Below are 21,084 nucleotides of genomic sequence, written 5' to 3'. Positions count from 1 at the left end.
TTCAGTATTTAGTATCAGGTATTTTAGTATCAAGTATTTAGTATCAAGTATCAAGATTGGGTGCAAAACTCTTGGTGCAGTTATGGTCTCTAGTCTTTCAGCTTTGTTCTTTGTTCTTTCAGCTTTGGTCTCTCAGCAACAACTAAGTTAATATTTTTTAAAATGATACTGCAAGCTTCTTCAATTTCTTCTTTTGTAATAATTAGGGGAGGAGCAATGCGCATAGAATTGCTGCAATGTAAAAACCAATCTGATAAAATACCATCTAAAATGCAGGTGTCAATAATTTTTTTATTGATTTCGAAATTTTCAAATTCTACGGCGAGCATTAATCCTTTTCCTCTTATTTCTTTTATAGCAGGATGTTTTAATAATTGCTTAAAAAGCAATCCTTTTTCTTCTACTCCATCAACAATGTTATTATCAACCAAAGTTCTTAAAGTAGCTAAACCAGCTGCACAGCAAACGGGATGACCACCAAAGGTTGTCATGTGGCCTAAAATAGGCGTGTGCGAAAGAACTGACATGATTTCTAAAGAACTTATAAAAGCGCCTATAGGCATGCCGCCACCAATACCTTTAGCTAAAAGTAAAACATCGGGAACTACGTTATAGTGCTCGAAGGCAAACATTTTACCACTTCTTCCGAAACCAGATTGTATTTCGTCGAAAATAAGAAGTGTTCCTGTTTCCATACACCGGGCTTTTAAAGCTTGCATATAAGCTAAATCAGCAACTCTTATTCCGGCTTCACCTTGGATTGGCTCAATAAAAACTGATGCAATTTCTGATGTAATTTTTACTAAATCATCAATATTATTATGCTCTATAAAACTAACATTTGGTAAAAACGGACCATAGCCAGATGAATAGAACTCGCTTTCCATTAAACTTTCTGCACCTTGTGTACTACCGTGATAAGCATTTTTACAAGCAATAAAACCTTTTCTGCCTGTGTAACGTTTTGCAAGTTTCATAGCGCCTTCAACGGCTTCCGTTCCCGAGTTTAAAAAGTAGGTGCAGCTTAAACTTTCGGGTAAAATATCTGCTAATGCTTTAGCAAAATTTACTTGCGGAGTTTGAACATATTCGCCATAAACCATCAAATGCATGTAGGTTTCGGCTTGGTCTTGTATCGCTTTAACCACTACAGGATGGCAATGACCAACATTACTAACGCCAATGCCAGCAATTAAATCGAGGTGTTTTTTACCAGAGGCATCATAAATATAGATTCCTTTGGCTTTTACAAATTCGAGCATTAATGGTTCTGGTGATGTTTGTGCATTATGCTGCAGAAACAACTGGCGTTGTGTTAACATGATGCAAAAGTACGGAAATGATAACTGCTTTAAAGCAAAAAAGGTTTTGCATCACTGCAAAACCTTTCTCCTATTGTTTATCTTTAAATCTGTTAAGCAGCTCTCGCTTAAATGCTTCCTGAGCTCTATAATATTTTCCAATAATTTTAATTGGTAGTACTGCTTTAAACTTGTTGTAATATTTCTTCTCGATGTTTAAATCCCGTTGTCTGAAATCAAATTCACTTGTAATCAAAGTTTGAATTTGTGCATCACTTAAATTATCAATCTCTGTTACCTTCCTAAACGAAATCATTTTTTGAAAGCGTTCTTTACGAAGTGCATTTTGTTCTCCCTGCATATCGTTGTAGATAGGCCAGAAAACTTTTGCTTCATCAGGAGATAAATCTAATTTTTTAGTGAAAAATGCAATTTTTAAGGCTTCTATTTCTTCTCCTTTTGGTCTTTGTGCCCAAATTACCGAAGGTAACATTAACATTAAAACGGCAAAAAATAATTTTTTCATCTGTTTTACTTTTTTCAATGGTGATGAAGCTATCTTGATTTAATCTCTAAAATATGATTTGATAAATCAAAGATGGTTTCATTTTATTAATTTTTATAATTCCTGAGCCAAATCACTCGATGAGTAATTGTTCAGGATGTAGTTTTCCACCTCTGTATCTGAAGCAGAAGTTGTGTTGGTATTTGAAATGTTTTGTGCTTCTAAATGTTCGATGATTGTACTTTCATCAATATCGTAAAGCATTTGTTCATTAGCAAAATCTGCTGATTGAATTTGAACAGCTGGGATGCTGGTACTTTCATTATTCTGATAAAAATAAACACCAAAAGAAGAGATTAGTAAAAAACATGCTGCACTTGCATATTTAACAAAACTCCGTTTCCAAAGTGGAATAACTTTGGCTTCTTTTTTCGGCTCTTCAGCCGCAATTTTACTCGTAATTCTACTTTGTAAATTATCAAAATAATTTTCTGGTACTGCAAAGCCCTTTTCTTTTTGGATAATTTGAGCTAAAACAATTTTAGTTTCAATTCTTTCGGTTAATTCTTCGAAATAATTTTGAGGAACTTCAAAAGCATTTTCATTTGTTTTTTGCTTTAAGCTATCTAAAAAGATTTTGTTAAAAATTTCTTCCTCACAATTGTCGAAATATCCTTCAGGAATGGCAAATGGATTACGTCTGCCCATTGCTGCAAGGGTAGGCGCTTCGTTAATCCAATCGTTATTTTCTAAATTTTCGTTCATCACAGATATATGATACAATTAATGGGAAAAGGTTTAATAGTCAATCTCATCATTTGTAATAAAAGCTTCAATTTTTTTTGCTGCGATGTGAAATGATGCTTTTAAAGCGCCAACTGATGTTCCTAAAACAGCAGAAATTTCTTCGTATTTCATATCATCAAAATATTTCATATTGAAAATAATTCGTTGCTTTTCGGGCAAAGTAAGTATGGCTTTTTGAAGTTTTAACTCCAATTTATCGCCATTAAAATAAGATGAGGCAACAAGGTTATCGGCAAGTTCAGCCGAAACTTCATCTAAAGGTGTGTTGTTTTTTTGCTTTTGTTTATTTAAGAAGGTTATGGATTCGTTTGTTGCAATGCGATATATCCATGTGTAAAGCTGCGAGTCGCTTCTAAACTTATCAAGATTTTTCCAAACCTTAACAAAAACCTCTTGAATTAGATCGTCGCAATCATCGTGGTTTAAAACCAAGCGGCGAATGTGCCAGTAAATTTTTTGCTGATATTTTTTTAAAAGCAGGTTAAAGGCCTCATTTCGAGTTTTCTCGACAGCAAACATTGCAAGAATTTCCGAATCTTCAACTTGTTTCATTAAGAGTGATTTTTATTTACCACAAAGGCACCAAGACCACTAAGATATACTTTGTGTTCTCTGTGCCTTTGTGGTTATTTTATTCTAAGCTTTTTTTCTGCCGATAACTTTTTGTACTGCCTCAACAATGTTTACCGCATCTAATCCGTATTTAGACATTAATTGGTCTGGAGTTCCGCTTTCGCCGAAAGTATCATTGGTTGCAACAAATTCTTGTGGAGTTGGAAGCGTTGTTGTTAATAAACGGGCAACACTTTCGCCTAAACCACCAAATTTGTTATGCTCCTCGCAGGTTACAACGCAACCTGTTTTCTTAACCGATTTTAAGATGGCTTCATCATCCAAAGGTTTAATGGTGTGGATATTGATAATCTCTGCATCGATGCCCAATTCAGCTAACTTCTCGCCAGCTTCAATTGCTTTCCAAACCATGTGGCCGGTTGCAATAATAGTTACATCAGTTCCTTCGTTAACCATCCAGGCTTTACCAATCTCGAATTTCTGATCAGGATCTGTAAATACAGGGATTACCGGGCGACCGAAACGTAAATAAACCGGTCCTTCGTATTCGGCAATTGCCATTGTTGCCGCTTTGGTTTGGTTATAATCGCAAGGATTTATAACCACCATGCCTGGCAACATTTTCATTAAACCTATATCTTCTAAAATTTGGTGAGTTGCACCATCTTCGCCTAAAGTTAAACCAGCGTGAGATGCACAAATTTTAACGTTTTTGTTTGAATAAGCTACAGACTGACGAATCTGATCGTAAACACGACCAGTAGAAAAGTTAGCAAAAGTACCTGTAAAAGGAATTTTGCCACCAATTGTCATACCTGCTGCAATACCAATCATGTTGGCTTCTGCAATACCAACCTGAGTAAAACGCTCAGGAAAGTCTTTAATAAAAGCTTCCATTTTTAATGAACCAACTAAATCGGCACATAAAGCAACCACATTCGGGTTTTTCTTACCTGCTTCATGTAAGCCGGCACCAAATCCTGAACGTGTGTCTTTTTTTTCTGTATATGTGTATTTTTTCACGAGCTTATATTTTTATTTAAAGGTGTTCAAGCTTGCTTCGCAGGTTTTCATACCCCAAACCCCTAAAGGGCTTTATTTATATTTAAATTATATTGTTAATTCCCCCTTCAGGGGGCTAGGGGGTTAATAGTCCCCTAAAGTTTCTGGTAATTGAGCTAAAGCTACTTCCAGCTGTGCATCGCTTGGAGCTGTACCATGCCATTTGTGCGAACCCATCATAAAATCTACGCCTGCACCCATTTGAGTACTCATTAAATTTAAGATTGGTTTACCTTTTCCAGCTAATGTTTTAGCGTAATGTAATCCTTCAACAATTGCTTGCATATCATTACCATCAGTATTGATTACGTGCCAGCCGAAAGCTTCGAATTTAGCTTGTAAACTATCTAAAGAAAGTACCTTACTTGTTGGGCCATCAATTTGCTGTCCGTTATAATCTACTGAAGCAATTAAATGATCGACTTCGTTAAATGGCGCAAACATAGCCGCTTCCCAGTTCTGGCCTTCCTGTAATTCACCATCACCAAGTAATGCAAAAATGTACGATTTATCGCCGTTTAACTTTTTAACTAAAGCTGCACCGATTGCAACTGATAAACCCTGACCCAAAGAACCCGAAGCAATACGGATGCCTGGTAAGCCTTCGTGCGTAGTTGGGTGACCCTGTAATCTTGAATCTAGTTTACGGAAAGTTGCCAATTCACTTTTATCAAAATAACCAGCGTGTGCTAATGTGCTATACCAAACTGGCGAAATATGGCCGTTAGATAAGAAAAATAAATCTTCTCCAGCACCTTCCATTGTGAAATCCGTTTTGTGGTTCAAAACTTCAAAATATAAGGCCGTAAAAAAATCTGCACAACCAAGCGAAGCGCCTGGGTGACCAGATTGACATCCGTGAACCATTCTTACAATATCTCTTCTGATTTGTGAGGCGATATCTTCTAGCTCTTTAATTGTATGTTTCATTAAATATGAGGTTGTTGTTATATAGCAAAGTTAATATTTTACTTGCTATATCATAATTAGTTATTGATTAAATCGAGTACTTGTTGTGTTGAATTTTTAGTGTCGACTTTTTTGATGATGTGCGAAATTTTACCTTCTCCATCAATAATAAAAGTAGTGCGAACAGTACCCATATATTTTTTTCCGTACATGTTTTTTTCTGCCCAAACGCCATAATCATTCACAATTTTCTGGTCTGTATCGGCAAGTAATGTGAAAGGTAAATTGTGCTTGGTTACAAATTTTTGATGCGATTTTTCATCATCAACACTTACACCTAAAACCACTATTCCTTTTGCTTGTAAACCTTGATAGTTATCTCTGAAATCGCAAGCTTCTGCTGTACATCCTGGTGTATCATCTTTCGGATAGAAATAAAGAACAACCGTTTTTCCTTTGTAATCGTTTAAAGATACAGTTGCTCCATTTTGGTCTTTTGATGTAATTTCAGGTGCTAAATCACCTTCTTTTAGCTCTGTCATATAAATTATTGCATTTAATATTTAATGATTGATTGGCAATTCAACAATATAACCATTGATACAGTTTAATAATTGCATCAATTTATTTGAAAAATGACACAGAATTGCGTTTAACGTTATCCTTCATGTCTGCAACAACTAATTCTAAATTATGCTTTCCAGGAGTTGTGCGTTCATCAAAGCTATGCCAAAGCGTTGCGGTTTTGGTGTCAAATTCCATCAAAATCCATTTCCCGTCTAAATAACCATTAAAGCTTTTTATACCAGAAAGGTTATCGCTAATCTTAAAGAATATCTTTGACAAACCAGCCATATTCTTTCCTTCAGAAATGTTGACAGGTACAATTCGAGGAGCAATAGTATCTACAGCCACATAAAAACTACCGAAATTTTTTGGTGTTGCCTTTATGTAGCCGTCTTCGAAACTACCACCTTGCGAAGAGCCATTAGCGTTAACAATTAAGGCTTTAGGTCTCAACGCTTCGGGAAGCATGTCAGCCTTAATCCATAAATTGAAGCCAGTATGAAGTGGTGTATAGCGATTGTGAATCTGGTGCATTGCAGACCACGAATTACCAATGGGCTTTGGGAGCTTTTTGTAAGCAAAATTTAAATCGCTATATAAAGTACCCAAAGGGAAAATAACTTTTATTTCATCAGTGTTAAATTCATTAACCTTATTATATTGATAAATTGTGCCAGAAGGAACTATTGTTGTTGTAATAGGGGCGTTGCCTGCATTAATAGTAAAGGGTAAGACTGAGGAATTACCTTTTGAATCTGTAATAATGTATTTTAGTTGATGGCTTTGTCCGTCGTTAAAATTTATCCGCCCGCTATTAACCAAATTGCTGTAAATTTTCAGTGGATTTCCTGGCTCTACGAAGCTTTTTTGAATACTTCTTTTGGTATTCAGAAAAGTTGGATAGTCGATGTGCGAGTTAATGCCTTTGCTATCTTCGAAAGCAAATCTTTCTAACGCTGAGGTGTAAATCATTTTACCATCTAACTCCAATTGGATGGAATAAACACCATTTGTGCCTGATAAGCCATTGTGCCTGTCTGTAGTTACCACGCCAAAGCCAAATTCGCCGGTTAAACTTAATGGCGCTGTTGCTTTATAATTTCCGTTTGAACCAGAAATTGGAATAGCTTGCTTTGGTGTATTTTCATTAAATACTTTTCCATTTAATTTGTAGGCATACAAACTGTAAATTACTGGGGGAATATTATCAGGAATATCAATGCCGAAAAATTGAGGGTTAATAGTTTCTTCGGTTTTAGTATCTCTGATTTCGAAATGTAAATGCGGACCACCAGAACTGCCACGGTTTCCAGACCAGGCAATTACCTCTCCCTTGCGAACTGGAATTAAAGTTTCGTTCGGGAATTCATCAATTTCAAAAGATTTTTTCTCATATTCAAGATTTTTAACAATCGCTGCAATTTTTGGAGCGAATCGTTGCAAGTGTCCATAAACTGAAGTAAATCCGTTAGGATGATTAATGTAAAGTGCTTGTCCGAAGCCACTGTTTTGTACCCTTAATCTCGAAACATAACCATCAGCCACTGCATAAACCGGGTAGCCTTCACGCTGATTTGTTCTGAAATCGATGCCAGAATGAAAGTGATTTCCTCTTATCTCACCAAACGAACCTGCAAGTGCAGGTGGTGTAATATCTAAAGGCTGGCGGAAATAAGTTAGTGGATATTTATTATTGCTGAATATTTGTTGTGCAGAAGCTTGATTAACTGAAAGTAAGAAAAAAAGGAGAGTAGCGAGATATTTTAAAGTGGAAACTGAATTTAATTGCATTCGTTTTATTTTACATCAAAATTTAAAAGTTGTTTACCTTCTAACCAGGCTTCGAGCTTATCGCCTTTATTTACTTTACCAACACCGGCCGGTGTACCAGTAAAAATCAGATCACCTTTTTTTAAGGTAATATATTGCGAAACAAAGCTTATTATCTTCTCGAACGAAAACAACAAATCTTTAGTATAACCATTTTGGCGTTGTTCGCCGTTAACTTTTAATTCGAAATTTAGGTTATACAAATCTTCGAAATCTGTTTTTGGTTGAAATAAACTTACAGGTGCAGAACTGTCAAATGCTTTAGCTAGCTCCCATGGTAAGCCTTTTTCTTTGTGTTTACTTTGAATATCGCGAGCAGTAAAATCAATTCCTAATCCAATTTCATCATAATAATTAGAAGCAAATTTTTCGGCAATATGTTTTCCTTCTTTGCCGATTTTTAAAACCACTTCGAGTTCATAATGTATATCACTAGAAAAATCTGGATGGTAGAAAGGTTTATTGTCTTTTAAAAGAGCAGTATCTGGTTTTAAGAAAATTACCGGAGTTGTAGGAACCGGATTATTTAGCTCTTTTGCGTGTTCAGCATAATTACGGCCAATGGCTATTATCTTCATATAAATAAAATTATAGTAACAGATGGGATTTCAAAATCTCAATCAATCAAAAATAGAAAAGAAAATGATGTTATAAAACTGAGATTCGTTTTACCTGAGTTTCTGCACCAGCAACAACTTTTAAAAAGTAGATGCCCGCATTTAAGCGGCTTGGAATTGCAAAGCTTTTAGTTTGTTCGCCGGCGTTTAACCGTTCATTAGATAAAGTGACAACCTCATTACCAAGCAGATCGATTATCTTTATGTTTACTGGAGTATCTCTGTTAAGCGATAGGATAATATTTAACTGGTCTTCAACTGGGTTAGGATAAATTTTAACGATTGTTAATAATTTATCTTTAGTAGCTAAAGTTGTACTTTTATTTGTCGCAGAATAAGGACTAAACATACTACCCCCGTTAACAGATGTATACAGTGGCTTATACGGTTGAATGTTGGCTTTAATTTCAGGAATTTTACTTGCTTTTTTTGCTCTTGTTTTAAGGCTAAGTCGAATACTATCAGTTTGTTGAGCCCAAGAATTTGCTGCACAAAACATTGCAATGCAAAATATGCAGGCAAGTTTTAAGAGAAGCGTTATTTTTGGGTAGAGTTTCATCAAATTGTATAGCAAATGTATTAATTTTAAACAAAGAAATTAAACATTTTGTTTAATTATGATAATTTAACACAATTTAACAATAAATAATAAATTTTTACGTATCGACTTTTAGAATAGTTTATAAAAACGTTTTAGTAGTTCGCAATGGCAGCTTTTACAATACCTTAGTGGTTAAGCTTGCGGTGTGTTGAAAATACACAATAAATTGGTTGTTAATTTGTTATAGTTAGTTTACTTTTGCCGCACTAAAAATATTAACGAAGTGTCAAATCATAAGAATGTAAATGCGTTAACCGCTGGTGGTGTTTTAATAAGTTTAGGTATCGTTTTTGGAGATATTGGTACTTCGCCTCTCTATACACTTAATGCAATTTTTACAACAATTTTAGGCGGTAAACAGGATATTAATCCAACAAATGTACTAGGTGTTTTATCTTGTATTATTTGGACGCTGACTTTACAAACTACAATTAAGTATGTTATTATAACGCTTAGGGCAGATAACAAAGGAGAGGGTGGAATTTTTTCATTATTTTCTCTGGTTCGTAAAAAGGCAAAATGGTTAGTTATACCTGCAGTTGTAGGTGGTTGTGCTTTGTTGGCCGATGGTATTATTACGCCAAGTATTACGGTAACTTCGGCAATTGAGGGTTTAACCAATAAATTTGAAGTGCCGGTTATCCCAATCGTGCTTACCATCTTAACCATTCTTTTTATAATTCAGCAATTTGGAACAAATCTGGTTGGTAAGCTATTTGGCCCGGTAATGTTTGTTTGGTTTGCTGTTTTAGGTGTTGTAGGGGTTTCATTTATTGTTAAAGATTTAAGTATCCTTAAGGCTTTTAATCCTTACTATGCCATACACTTATTAGTTACCAATAAGCTTGCTTTCTTAATACTTGGCGGTGTATTTTTATGTACAACTGGTGCTGAAGCTCTATACTCGGATTTAGGGCATTGTGGAAGGAACAACATTCGAATTAGCTGGATTTTTGTAAAATTAACCCTCATACTAAACTATTTAGGTCAGGGTGTATGGATTTTACAAAATAGTGGGAGTTATGTTCCGGGAGCTAAAATGAACCCATTTTTTCAGATAGTGCCAGAACAATTTCAGATACCCATGGTAATTTTGGCTACTATGGCAGCGGTAATTGCCAGTCAGGCGTTAATAAGTGGTTCATTTACACTAATTGCCGAAGCTGTTCGATTAAACTTATGGCCAAAAATACGCATCGTTTATCCTTCGGTTTCGAAAGGTCAATTATACGTTCCTTCTATAAATTGGATGCTTTGGATAGGTTGTTGCGGTATTGTTTTGCTTTTTCAAAAGGCCGAACGCATGGACGCGGCCTATGGTTTATCGATTACCATAGCCATGTTAATGACAACTATTTTGGTTAGCTTTTATCTGAGAAGTAAGCGCTTTCCAAGGTATTTAATAGCCACATTCTTTTTTACCTATGTAATTATTGAAGGTACATTCTTAATCAGTAATTTAACAAAATTCTTACATGGTGGTTGGGTAACTGTATTAATTGGTTCGCTGTTATTTACGATTATGTGGAGTTGGTTTGTTGCCAGAAAAATCAAGAATCGCTTTGTTAAGTATGTAGAGATAGAAGATTATTATGATATTTTAAGTGAGCTAAGTGCCGATGAATCAGTACCTAAATATTCATCTCAATTGGTTTATTTAACAAGTGCAAACTTTAAAACAGAGATAGAATCGAAGATTATATACTCTATTATTCAGAAAGAACCAAAACGTGCCGATGTTTACTGGTTGGTTCACGTTGATGTAATGGATGAGCCTTATACTTTAGATTATAAAGTTGAATTCTTAATTCCTGGTAAGTTAATTCGTATCGATTTTAAACTTGGTTTTAGGATTGAGCAAAGGGTAAATTTACTTTATCGTAAGGTTGTTGAGGAATTGGTTAGAAATGGCGAAGTAGATATTACAAGTCAATACACTTCTTTAAATAAACATAAAATTGCAGGTGATTTCCGTTTTGTACTTCTAGAGAAGCACTTATCTAAATTTACAAAACTAAGTTTTTACGAGCGCACCATTATGGATTACTATTTTATCCTTAAGAAACTGAGCTTATCTGAAGAGCGAAGTTTTGGCTTAGATAGCAGCTATGTTGATGTAGAGAAGGTTCCTTTGATTTTCGTTACGCCAGATGATATCGAATTACACAGATTACCAGTATAATGGGAAGAAGCATTCTGATTATACTAGCGGTATTATTGTTTATTGCTGGTCCTGCCGCGAAGGTAAATGGTTTAGCACATAGTGAATATTATCTTATTCTTTCGGGAGTTGGTTTGATTATTCTAACCTTCTTTGTATTTAAGAAAAAGAAATAGTAGGATATGATTAAACTAAAAAATCCTCAGTTTGTTAAGGCTGAGGATTTTTTAGTTTTAATGTTTTTCGATTGCAAAAAAAAAGCTTGTTATTTTTGATGATTTGTAATTGCCTTTCATTTTAAACCCGAAAGAGCTAGTTAAGGTACGAAACGATGACAATAAGCGATAGCGGGACTGGAAAGCCTCATAAGAACTTAACCACTCGTTTTCAAAAAAAGGTCTATTGTAACTTTTTAATTAAACGGCTTCTTTCGCCAATTTACTATGCCTAAAGCCATAAGCAAAATAAACAACCAGCCCAATTACCAGCCATATTCCGAAACCAATCCAGTTAGAAATACCAAGCTCGCACATCATATACAAGCAGCTAATTAAGCCTAAAACAGGTATTAAAGATAGGTTTTTGGTAATGCAGTAATAGGAGATAACTACGCAGATAATTAGGAAAATCCACATAGGTATTTTATGCTTGAATAAGCTCCAACCGCTTTCGTATTTCTTTTCTATTGAAACTTTTGAAGCCGAAATAAACTGTTCATACCTATCAGCAGGCAAGCCACTTAAATAAGATTCAGCATCAATTTTATCACTTAAAATTATTTGTGGTTTTGCGTTATTTATGATTTCTTCTTTTACTATCCTAAGCTCATCACCTGTTAATGAGGTAACAAAATTTACTGTTTGAACTGTTTTTGGAGAATTAAAAAAGAATGCTTTTGTTTCTGTACCGTATTGTGTAAAAGCAAAAATTAAACCTGCAATAAAACCTATCGGAACAATGAATTTACTGTTTGCATAAGGAATTCTGAACTTGCCGCGTTGCACATCTGGGCGATTTTGCAGCACCAAAACTCCTGCGCAAACCAATACAAAGGCAAATAAAGTGCCTATTGAGCAAAGATCGGTAACGATGGTTAAATTCATGAAAAGCGATGGTACAGCCACCACGAAACCTACAACAATGGTTGCAAATGATGGTGTTTTATATTTCGGGTGAATTTTAGAAAATGATTTCGGTAATAAACCATCGCGGCTCATGCTCATCCAGATACGTGGTTGTCCCATTTGAAAAACCAAAAGTACACTTGCCATGGCAAAAACGGCACTTACAGCAATTATTCCGCTCATTAATTTTAAATCTATCTGGTCGAAAACAAAAGCTAATGGGTCGCCAACGGCTAAAGTATCTGATTTTACTATTCCGGTTAAAACCAGCGCAATCGCAACGTAGAGAATGGTGCAAATGATAATCGCCCACATCATACCACGAGGCAAATCGCGTTGTGGATTTTTGCACTCTTCGGCGGTTGTAGAAATTGCATCGAAACCGATGTAGGCAAAGAATACCGCAGAAACTCCTTTTAAAACGCCAGAAACGCCATTTGGTGCAAATGGATCCCAATTTTTAGTATCTACATAAAAAATACCAACAGCTAACACAAGTAAGATAACAGCAAGTTTAACCACAACCATTGCATTACTTGCGTTTCTACTTTCTTTCATACCTCGGTAAATTAACCAGGTAATCAGGATAATGATTCCAAGTGCGGGAATATCAGCAACGATATGGAAACTCCCAATTTTTGGAGCTGTTAGCCATGCATTGTTTGCTAGCATTGTTGCAGAGTCTAAATCTGCAAGATTTTTACCTGCAGCCAGAAGCGCTTCGGCATGTTTGTGGCCATTATAAGCACTTAAATAATCCATTGTCATCCAATCTGGAACGTGGATACCTTCTATGCCTAGCGCAGGTATTTTTATGGTGGAGAGTAGGCCTGTAAAGTAATCAGACCAGGAAATTGCAACCGTTATATTTCCGATTGAGTATTCCATTATGAGCGACCAGCCAATTATCCAGGCTACTAATTCGCCAAATGCAACATAAGAATACGTGTATGCGCTACCAGAAACCGGAACCATCGACGCAAATTCTGCGTATGCAAATGCAGCGAAACTGCAAGCAACAGCCGTGAAAATAAATAAGAATATTACCGCCGGACCGCCATCTGCACTGGCTTTACCAATGGTGCTAAAAATACCGGCTCCAATAATCGCTGCAATACCGAAAGCTGTTAAATCCCGAACGCCAAGCGTTTTATGTAAGGTGTTTTCATGGTCGCCGTAGCCGTTTGCTGCATCTTGTAATATCTTTGAAATAGATTTCTTTCTGAATAGCTTTTCGAACATCTGTTTTGGTTGTTGTATTCTTCAAACTTAAATAAATATCAGTTAAAAACGTTTAAAGCACGATGTAAATTTCTTCACACAAATAAAACATAAGAAAAATCTCAGAGGAGATTACCTCAATTATACATTGAAAGTCAAATTAGTTTAATATTTGTTATCCAAAACTAATTCTTTGATTTCCATAATTTCAGTTTAAAGCAAAACACTAATTTTGCATTCGAATTAGATAAATAAGCTTTAGCCGATGTTTGATTTCAAATAAATATAACAATGCGTGCAATAGAAATTAATAACATAAAATACATCAAAGAGAAGAATCAAGGGATTTCTACAATACTTGCTTTTGCGTTGATTCCGTTATCTGGTTTTGCTACAGATATTTACATTCCTTCGTTACCAACAATGGCTGGCGAAATGCAGGTCAGCGATATTCAGGTTCAGCTTACACTTAGTATATTTTTAATTAGCTATGGTGTTGCCCAACTGTTTATCGGGAGTATTTTAGATAGCTTCGGCCGATATAAAATAGGTTTGTACGCTTTGTTAATCTTTGCTGCAGCCAGCATAGTAATTGCCATAACCCATAATATTTACCTGATTTATTTAATGAGGATTATTCATGGACTTTCGGTTGGCGCAATTGTAGTTGCTAAAAGAGCCTATTTTGTAGATTTATTTTCTGGCGATAAATTGAAACATTATCTAAGCTTGTTCTCCATTATCTGGTCTACCGGGCCAATTATTGCGCCTTTTGTGGGCGGTTATTTACAAACTGCTTTTGGCTGGGAATCTAATTTCTATTTTTTAGCTGGTTTTGCATTGGTGTTTGCTTTGTTGGAATTCTTATTCAGCGGAGAAACATTAAAAAACTTTACTGATTTTCAGCTAAAAAAAATTACAGGTATTTATTTAGATATGATTAAAACCACCAGCTTTACATTAGGTATTGTTATGCTGGGTTTGGCTTATTGTATGGTTATGGTTTACAACATGACCGGGCCTTTTATAATTGAACATGAGCTTCACTTTTCTCCAGTTGTAGCAGGCTACAGTTCGTTGGTTTTAGGCTTCGCCTGGATGGTGGGCGGCTTTATTGGTAAGGCCACAATTAACAAGCCATTTTTCGGGCGATTGATGATTAACTCCTTACTGCAAGTTGTGTTCGTTATTTTAATGATGATTAGTATAAACTTTGTTGCCAATCTTTGGTCGCTAATCTTTTTTGCCTTTATTATACATATTGGGGCAGGGTTTACATTTAATAACTATTTCACATTCTGTTTAAGTAAATTTCCTAAAAATGCAGGTATTGCCGGCGGTTTAACTGGTGGGATAACTTATGTAATTGTTTCTTTTTTGAGCTATTCAATAGTAAATTTAATCCCGGCAAAGGATGAATTAAATCTAAGTCATAGTTATTTGGTTATGATTTTGCTTTCCGTATTAGTGATGTTTCTGATTATGAAAACTAGGAAGAAAGACACCGTATTAGATTAATTTAACTGTTATTTGAAAAGCCATTTTCTGTTTTCATCGGTTACTTCAGTCCCGCTAACCGCTTTAGCCCCAATAGAAGAAATTGGGGGCTGTCGCTATTATCGGGTTTAGATTACGCAGTTCAATCGTGAAATTAATGGCAGTATGCCTAAGTTTCAATTTTCGGTGTACTATTTAAAAGATGATATTACTTAATTCTGCCTTCTTCATCCGTAACACTTGTTTTTCTATCCCGATTAGCTTTGATTGTACTACTACCGAAATTATAATTTAAGCTCAGTCTGAAAATTCTGCTTTCTTGCTTTTGAGTAAGGTTATAATTCAAATTAGAAAGTGCACTGCTAATTCTGGCTTTACGGCTATTCATTATATCGTTCAAGGCAATTTTTAAATTCAGTTTTTTCTCAGAGAATGATTTTTTTAATCCAAAATCGATTCCATAATAAGGTTTGATGGCGTAAGTTCCATAAATCTGTGCAGAAACAAACTCACCAGAAAGTTCGGCTGAAATTGAAGGACCAATCGTGAAGTTATGATTGCTGTTTAAACTAAAATTCACTTTTTTTCTATTGTAATTATTTCCACCCAAATCCGACGATTTAATTTGATTGTATGTGCTCGTAACCGTATTATCCATATTCCAAAATTTAGAAATCACTGTCGGGTAACCAATCGTTAAATCGTAAGAATATTGTTTGTCAAGATTTTTAACTGTTTGAAAAAGCGTTTTATTTGTATCATCAGGAAGCAAAACATCCAAAATTAAATTATTTGTTATGCTATATCCCAACGAAATATTTAACTGTTTTTTGTAATTGTAAGAAAGCTCAAAAGCATTTGTGTACTGCGGATTTAAGAATGGATTTCCCTGGCTAAAAGTATATAAATCGACAAAATAAACGAATGGATTAAGCGATTTGTAATCTGGTCTTTCGATTCTTCTACTGTAAGAAAGACTTAGCTCATTGCTTTCTGATAACTTTTGATTAACAGAAAAACTTGGAAAAAAATCAAAATAATGGCGTTTAATAATTTTTTGTTCGTTAACAGAGTTTCCTTTAGAATTGGTTTGCTCTGTTCTTAAACCTACTTGAATACTGGTCAATTCAAAATCACGTTTGAAATTTACATAAGCTGCATTTATGTTCTCTTCATAAATAAACCTGTTGCTCCTGCCTAAATCATTTTGCCATTGGGTGGCAATGAGATTTTCGAATCTAAAATCATTATCTGTACTTACCCAACTGCTCTTTAACCCGAAATCGAATTTGGCTTTTGTACCTAAAGGTAAAACGTAATCAATTTTGGCTGCTTTAATTTTTATTAATGATGGCGTTAAATTTTTAAAAGTTAATGGCTCTTTATATATGCTGCGGTTTGCATCATAGAAATAGTTGTTGTAAATCGTATTTTCTTCGCTGTTGTATTTTGCATAATCTAAATCTATAGACAATTCTTGTGCGAGGGTATCAATTACATATTTGTAATTTAAATTATAAGCTTGGTTGGTGTATTTACTTGTTGATGGATTGTCTGCAATTATTGAAGAATCAATCTTTGTAAAACTCGTTCCAATATCAGTAAGCCCATTCGAGCTATCGTGTCCACGGTTAAAATATCCTGAAGTTAAAAAGCCTAAGGTGTTTTTCTTATTTAAAAAATAATCAATGCCAGCTTTATAGCTATTATTGTGAAAGGAACGAATCTGTTTGTTATTTTGATGAAAAAATGTGTTAGTTATTCCGTCATCGGTAATTCTGTTGATGTTTAAATCTTCCTGATATTTATTATTATCATTATTATAATCGCCAAAAATATTAAAGCTTTTGTTTCGATGATTTAACGAAATTCCGGCGTTGCTTTTGGGGTTTTTGCCGTAACCGAAACCCAAATTTAAATTACCGTTTGTGCCAAAGCCTGTATTCTTTTTAAGTTTTATATTTATTACGCCAGCATTTCCTTCTGCATCATATTTTGCCGATGGATTGGTTATCAATTCAATCGACTTTAATTCGCTGCTGTTTAAAGAACGTAATCTTGTTGCCAGCTGCTCATTAGATAAATAGGTTGATTTTCCATCAATTAAAACGTTAACGCCAGATTTTCCTTTAACGCTGATAATCCCATCCTGATTAACGGAAACCCCTGGTACTTTTGTCAATACTTCTAACGCTGTATTCCCTGTTGAAATGATACTATTTTCAACATTAATTATGGTCTTATCGCTAAATCGTTCAATTAAAGGTTTTTTAACAGAGATATTTACAATTCCTAAATCTTTATGCTCTTCAATTAAAACAAATGTTTTATCCGATGATAATTGTGTACTGCTGATTTCTATGTTTTCGTTTATAGTTTTGAAGCCAATTGTATTTATCGAAATTAAGTATGTTCCTAAAGGAAGATCTTCGAATTTGAATTTTCCATTATCATCCGATGATGCAATTTTACTAAATGTAGAATCCTGCAAGCTTTTTATTACAATTGATGCAGAGATAGGTTTTTTCTTTTCGTTTAGTATTAAGCCAGAAATTTTGCTACTCCTATTTTGAGCTTTTGCATTTGCAGATAAAAAAATAGAAATAAAAATGAAAAACGTTGAGAATAGTTTCATAGTTAATTTAGAAGCTCGATGATTATTTTCCCTTATTTGAGAAAATGAGTACACGAAACTAAATTATTAGATATTCGAAAATTAAGTTTTAACAATGTTTAACTTAATTAACAAAATTTTACAAATGAGAATGATTTTCAAAAAACCGCAACATTATGCTACGGCTTAGATAATTTCAATAAATCTTATGAAAAGTGGAGACACTTTCCGTGGCAATAGCCAAGATAGTTCGACTTATAATGTTGTGTTTAACAATGGAAAGTGACATCTTTTTTTGGAGCAATAGCCAAGGTGCGTGTCTCCACGCACCTTATAAAAATAATTTATCCCAATTTCTCTAACTCTTCTTTAACAAATTGAGCTAACTCTTTTACGTATTCTGCACTAAAATCAAACTTAATACCAGCCGTTTCGTAAATTTCGTTCATCGGTTTTGTATAACCTAAAGCAAGTGCAGCTAAGTATTGCTCCAATGCCTTTTCAGGATTTTCTTTATAGTTTTTCCAAACTGCAATTGCACCTAATTGAGCAATTGCATATTCGATATAATAGAAAGGAACTTCAAATAGATGTAATTGCTTTTGCCAAACGTTACCAAACTCGGCTTGTAAATCATCCCAGTTTGCAAAGCCAGCACCAAAACGATTATAAATTTGTTTAAAAGTTTCTTCTCTGTCTGCTGCGGTATGATCTGGGTTTGTATAAATCCAATGTTGAAACTGATCGATAACGGCAACCCAAGGCAAAGTTTTTAACACATCTGCCAATTGTTCTTTTTTAGCACGATTCAAGTCTTCTGCATTATTGAAATAAACATTCCAATTATCCATTGAAATTAATTCCATGCTCATCGATGCAAGTTCGGCAACTTCCGAAGGGCAATGCTTAAAATCGTTAAGCTCTAAATTTGCAGTTAAGAAAGTATGAATCGCATGGCCACCTTCGTGTACCATTGTAGTTAAATCGCGAAGCGAATTTGCAGAATTCATGAAGATGAACGGAGCACCTGTTTCTGCCAATGGATAATTGTAGCCACCAGGTGCTTTACCTTTTCTGCTTTCTACATCGAAAAGATTATTGGCTTTCATTATGGCTAATTTATTACCCAGTTTTTCGTCGATAGCATTAAAGCAGGCAATGCTTTTATCAATTAATTCAGTTCCATTATTAAAAGGTTTTAAAGCCGGTTTTCCACTCACGCTTACTTCTAAATCCCAAGGCTTTAAAGTTTCTAAAGCCAAAGCTTCGCGACGTTTTTCTGCTTGTTCTTTTAAAATCGGAACAATTTCTTTTTCAATAGCACTTGCAAAATCATAACAATCTTGGGGTGTATAATCAAAACGACCTAATGCCTGAAACATATAATCGCGGTAGTTTTCAAAACCTGCGTTTAAGGCAGCCTGATTACGTAATTTAATCAGTTCATCAAACAAGATGTTTAAATCATCCTTGTCAATTAAGCGGCGTTGCTGAATAGTTTTCCAGGCATTTTCACGAACTTCACGATTTAAATCTTTTACAAAAATTGAGGCTTGTTCTAATGTATATTCCTGACCATTAATTTCGACACTCATTGCCCCTGTAATGCCTTGATATTTTTGTTGCTTAACTTGTAATTCGGTAAACAATTCGATGTTTTCTTCACGGTAAAGCTCTAAAGCTTTTTTTATCGCTCTGCTGTAAACGAAATATTTTTCCTTGTCCAAGTCATCCATAAATGGGCTATCGCTGAATTTTTTATTCAATTCATTTGATAAGGGCGAAATTTTAGGTTCAATCTCCGTAGCGAAATATTGGAAGTTTTTAACCAATTCTTCGTTTGCTGTATCGCAACTCATTTTTATGTATCGCCAAGCGAAATCTTCTTCTAAAGCTGCTTCTAACTCGGAACGGTCTTTTAACCATTGCTCAAGTTCATCGGCACTATTAATTTCGCGGTTTTGTAGCTCTGTAAAGAGTGGCTCTAAACTTTCCCAACTAATTGTTAAATCCTGTGGAATATATGTTCTTGGTTTTTTAGTAATAATCATAATATTTAATTAGAGAATTATTTAATGAGTCAATCAGAGAATGATTTTGGCCTTTCGCTTCATTCAAAAATCATTCATTCAAAATTCTATTATTTAATCCTTAAGTATGTATCAATTAAAAAGCAAACAGCAAATACTACTGATGCCATACCGTTTGTAGTTGCAAATGCTTTATTTACTTTGCTAATGTCAGTTGGTTTTACCAGCAAATGCTGATACGTCAACGCAAAACAAAAGAAAGCAACGCCAATGTAATAGGCCCAGCTAAATGAATTCGGCATTAAAAATATAGGAGCAATAACACAAGCAGCAGAAAAAATATGCAATACAATAGAAACGTTTAATGCATTTTTTATGCCAAGTGCCGATGGTATAGAATGTAAGTTTTCTTCACGGTCAAAATCTTCATCCTGCAAAGCATAAATAATATCGAAACCGCTAACCCAAAATAGTACAGCGAAAGAATATAAAACGGGTACCAAAGCAAATTGGCCAGTAACGGCAATATATGCGCCAATAGGAGCGAGTGATAAACCCAGGCCTAAAACCAAATGGCAAAGTGAAGTAAATCTTTTTGTATAACTATAAAACAGCACTACAAATAGTGCAATTGGCGATAAGTAAAAGCAAAGGCTATTGATGAAAAATGTAGATATAATAAAGAAAACACAGTTTGCAATTACAAAAATCAAGGCTTCATTTGCCGAAACCTTTCCTGCCGGAATATCACGCATTTTCGTGCGTGGATTTTTTGCATCAATATTCCTATCCAAATAGCGGTTAAATGCCATTGCCGAATTTCGGGCGAAAACCATACAAAGCAAAACTAATATCAGTTTTTGAAATTGAAATGGATTTTCTGTTGTTGTAACGCCTAAAAAGAAGCCAATCATGGCAAAGGGCAGAGCGAAAATAGAGTGTGCGAATAATACGAGTGAAAAGTATTTTTTCATTTTAATATATACGATGTTTTATAAAATCCGGCTTCGGTAAAGCGATGGTTTCTAAAACTGCTTAGTAATAATTGGTTTAACGAAATCTTTATTAACCTCGTAAATAAAGTTTAAAACATCCTCTTTACCCGTCTGTTTTTCGGCAGAAGTGATAATACTTGTAGGTATCTCTTCGAAAAATTCTCCAAGCTTTTTCTTAAATGCGTTAGCATTTTTTATCGATTCATTCATACCTTGTTTATCGGCTTTTGTAAAAAGAAGCGCGAAAGGAATTTGTTTTTCTCCTAACCAATAGCAAAACTCTATGTCGATTTGTTGTGGTTCTAATCTACTGTCAATCAATACAAAAATGCATTGTAAGCTTTCTCTTTTGGTGATGTAAGCACGAATAAATTTCTCCCATTTTTCTCTGCTGGTTTTAGAAACCTTTGCATAGCCATAACCTGGCAAATCGACAATGTACCATTCCTGATTAATTAAAAAATGGTTGATTAATTGGGTTTTACCGGGACGTTGCGATGTTTTAGCTAAACCATGATGGTTAACCAGCATATTAATTAAAGAAGATTTACCCACGTTAGAACGACCGATAAATGCATATTCGGGCATAGTTGGTGCCGGCAAAGCCGAAATCTGGGTGTTGCTGCAAACAAATGTTGCCGTTTTGATAATCATAATGCAAAGGTAGGAA

General features: G+C 34.8%; 18 protein-coding genes. 3 read left to right on the top strand and 15 right to left on the bottom strand.

All coding sequences use genetic code 11. From position 1 onward, the window contains the following. Positions 1–89: 89 nt before the first annotated feature. The 10 genes from ACFOUY_RS19570 to ACFOUY_RS19525 all read right to left on the bottom strand — a co-directional run bounded on the left by ACFOUY_RS19570 (position 90) and on the right by ACFOUY_RS19525 (position 8,730). Positions 90–1,322: an aspartate aminotransferase family protein gene (locus ACFOUY_RS19570; RefSeq protein ID WP_378962963.1), complete on the bottom strand. Its 1,233-nt coding sequence runs from the start codon at positions 1,320–1,322 to the stop codon at positions 90–92. A 70-nt stretch (positions 1,323–1,392) separates the two neighbouring features. Then, positions 1,393–1,827 (bottom strand): hypothetical protein, encoded by a 435-nt coding sequence (locus tag ACFOUY_RS19565; protein WP_378962962.1) that lies wholly within the window; start codon positions 1,825–1,827, stop codon positions 1,393–1,395. A gap of 93 nt (positions 1,828–1,920) precedes the next feature. Beyond that, positions 1,921–2,571, bottom strand: a complete 651-nt coding sequence (locus ACFOUY_RS19560; RefSeq protein WP_378962961.1) for a hypothetical protein — start codon at positions 2,569–2,571, stop codon at positions 1,921–1,923. A gap of 33 nt (positions 2,572–2,604) precedes the next feature. Further along, positions 2,605–3,165, bottom strand: coding sequence for an RNA polymerase sigma factor (locus ACFOUY_RS19555; protein WP_378962960.1), 561 nt, complete (start codon positions 3,163–3,165; stop codon positions 2,605–2,607). Between the two features lie 84 nt (positions 3,166–3,249). Then, positions 3,250–4,209 carry a transketolase family protein gene (locus tag ACFOUY_RS19550; RefSeq protein ID WP_378962959.1) on the bottom strand — a complete coding sequence of 320 codons (960 nt, stop codon included), beginning with the start codon at positions 4,207–4,209 and terminating at the stop codon, positions 3,250–3,252. A 123-nt stretch (positions 4,210–4,332) separates the two neighbouring features. Next, positions 4,333–5,178, bottom strand: a complete 846-nt coding sequence (locus ACFOUY_RS19545) for a transketolase (RefSeq protein ID WP_378962958.1) — start codon at positions 5,176–5,178, stop codon at positions 4,333–4,335. 56 nt (positions 5,179–5,234) lie between these two features. Beyond that, on the bottom strand, positions 5,235–5,699 hold the full coding sequence (bcp, locus tag ACFOUY_RS19540) for a thioredoxin-dependent thiol peroxidase (protein WP_378962957.1): 465 nt from the start codon (positions 5,697–5,699) through the stop codon (positions 5,235–5,237). Between the two features lie 82 nt (positions 5,700–5,781). Continuing rightward, on the bottom strand, positions 5,782–7,515 hold the full coding sequence (locus tag ACFOUY_RS19535; protein WP_378962956.1) for a M23 family metallopeptidase: 1,734 nt from the start codon (positions 7,513–7,515) through the stop codon (positions 5,782–5,784). A gap of 5 nt (positions 7,516–7,520) precedes the next feature. Continuing rightward, positions 7,521–8,132, bottom strand: a complete 612-nt coding sequence (locus tag ACFOUY_RS19530; protein WP_378962955.1) for a fumarylacetoacetate hydrolase family protein — start codon at positions 8,130–8,132, stop codon at positions 7,521–7,523. A gap of 70 nt (positions 8,133–8,202) precedes the next feature. Continuing rightward, entirely contained in the window at positions 8,203–8,730 is a 528-nt protein-coding gene (locus ACFOUY_RS19525; RefSeq protein WP_378962954.1) for a T9SS type A sorting domain-containing protein, read from the bottom strand. A 265-nt stretch (positions 8,731–8,995) separates the two neighbouring features. Here ACFOUY_RS19525 and ACFOUY_RS19520 point away from each other — a divergent pair, with 265 nt between their 5' ends. Both ACFOUY_RS19520 and ACFOUY_RS19515 read left to right on the top strand, forming a co-directional pair. Further along, a complete protein-coding gene (locus ACFOUY_RS19520; RefSeq protein WP_378962953.1) occupies positions 8,996–10,954 on the top strand; it encodes a KUP/HAK/KT family potassium transporter in 1,959 nt (652 codons plus the stop codon). After that, positions 10,954–11,109, top strand: coding sequence for an LPXTG cell wall anchor domain-containing protein (locus ACFOUY_RS19515; protein WP_378962952.1), 156 nt, complete (start codon positions 10,954–10,956; stop codon positions 11,107–11,109). Before ACFOUY_RS19520 ends, ACFOUY_RS19515 begins: the two co-directional genes overlap by 1 nt. A gap of 240 nt (positions 11,110–11,349) precedes the next feature. Here the strand turns inward: ACFOUY_RS19515 and ACFOUY_RS19510 are convergent, their stop codons facing one another. After that, positions 11,350–13,299 (bottom strand): amino acid permease, encoded by a 1,950-nt coding sequence (locus tag ACFOUY_RS19510; protein WP_378962951.1) that lies wholly within the window; start codon positions 13,297–13,299, stop codon positions 11,350–11,352. A 270-nt stretch (positions 13,300–13,569) separates the two neighbouring features. Between ACFOUY_RS19510 and ACFOUY_RS19505 the strand changes: the two genes are divergently transcribed. Further along, positions 13,570–14,796 (top strand): MFS transporter, encoded by a 1,227-nt coding sequence (locus ACFOUY_RS19505; RefSeq protein ID WP_378962950.1) that lies wholly within the window; start codon positions 13,570–13,572, stop codon positions 14,794–14,796. A gap of 187 nt (positions 14,797–14,983) precedes the next feature. On the opposite strand, the gene ACFOUY_RS19500 is transcribed toward ACFOUY_RS19505, so the two are convergent. The 4 genes from ACFOUY_RS19500 to yihA all read right to left on the bottom strand — a co-directional run bounded on the left by ACFOUY_RS19500 (position 14,984) and on the right by yihA (position 21,068). Further along, entirely contained in the window at positions 14,984–17,410 is a 2,427-nt protein-coding gene (locus ACFOUY_RS19500) for a TonB-dependent receptor domain-containing protein (protein ID WP_378962949.1), read from the bottom strand. 323 nt (positions 17,411–17,733) lie between these two features. Beyond that, positions 17,734–19,440, bottom strand: coding sequence for a M3 family oligoendopeptidase (locus tag ACFOUY_RS19495; RefSeq protein ID WP_378962948.1), 1,707 nt, complete (start codon positions 19,438–19,440; stop codon positions 17,734–17,736). 89 nt (positions 19,441–19,529) lie between these two features. Further along, positions 19,530–20,393 (bottom strand): UbiA-like polyprenyltransferase, encoded by an 864-nt coding sequence (locus ACFOUY_RS19490; RefSeq protein ID WP_378962947.1) that lies wholly within the window; start codon positions 20,391–20,393, stop codon positions 19,530–19,532. A 51-nt stretch (positions 20,394–20,444) separates the two neighbouring features. Next, positions 20,445–21,068, bottom strand: coding sequence for a ribosome biogenesis GTP-binding protein YihA/YsxC (gene yihA, locus ACFOUY_RS19485; RefSeq protein ID WP_378962946.1), 624 nt, complete (start codon positions 21,066–21,068; stop codon positions 20,445–20,447). Positions 21,069–21,084 lie beyond the last annotated feature (16 nt).

It is taken from the genome of Pedobacter jamesrossensis, assembly GCF_042650905.1.
GTDB classification, from domain to species: Bacteria; Bacteroidota; Bacteroidia; order Sphingobacteriales; family Sphingobacteriaceae; genus Pedobacter; species Pedobacter jamesrossensis.
This window is presented reverse-complemented; position numbering and strand designations above follow the sequence as displayed.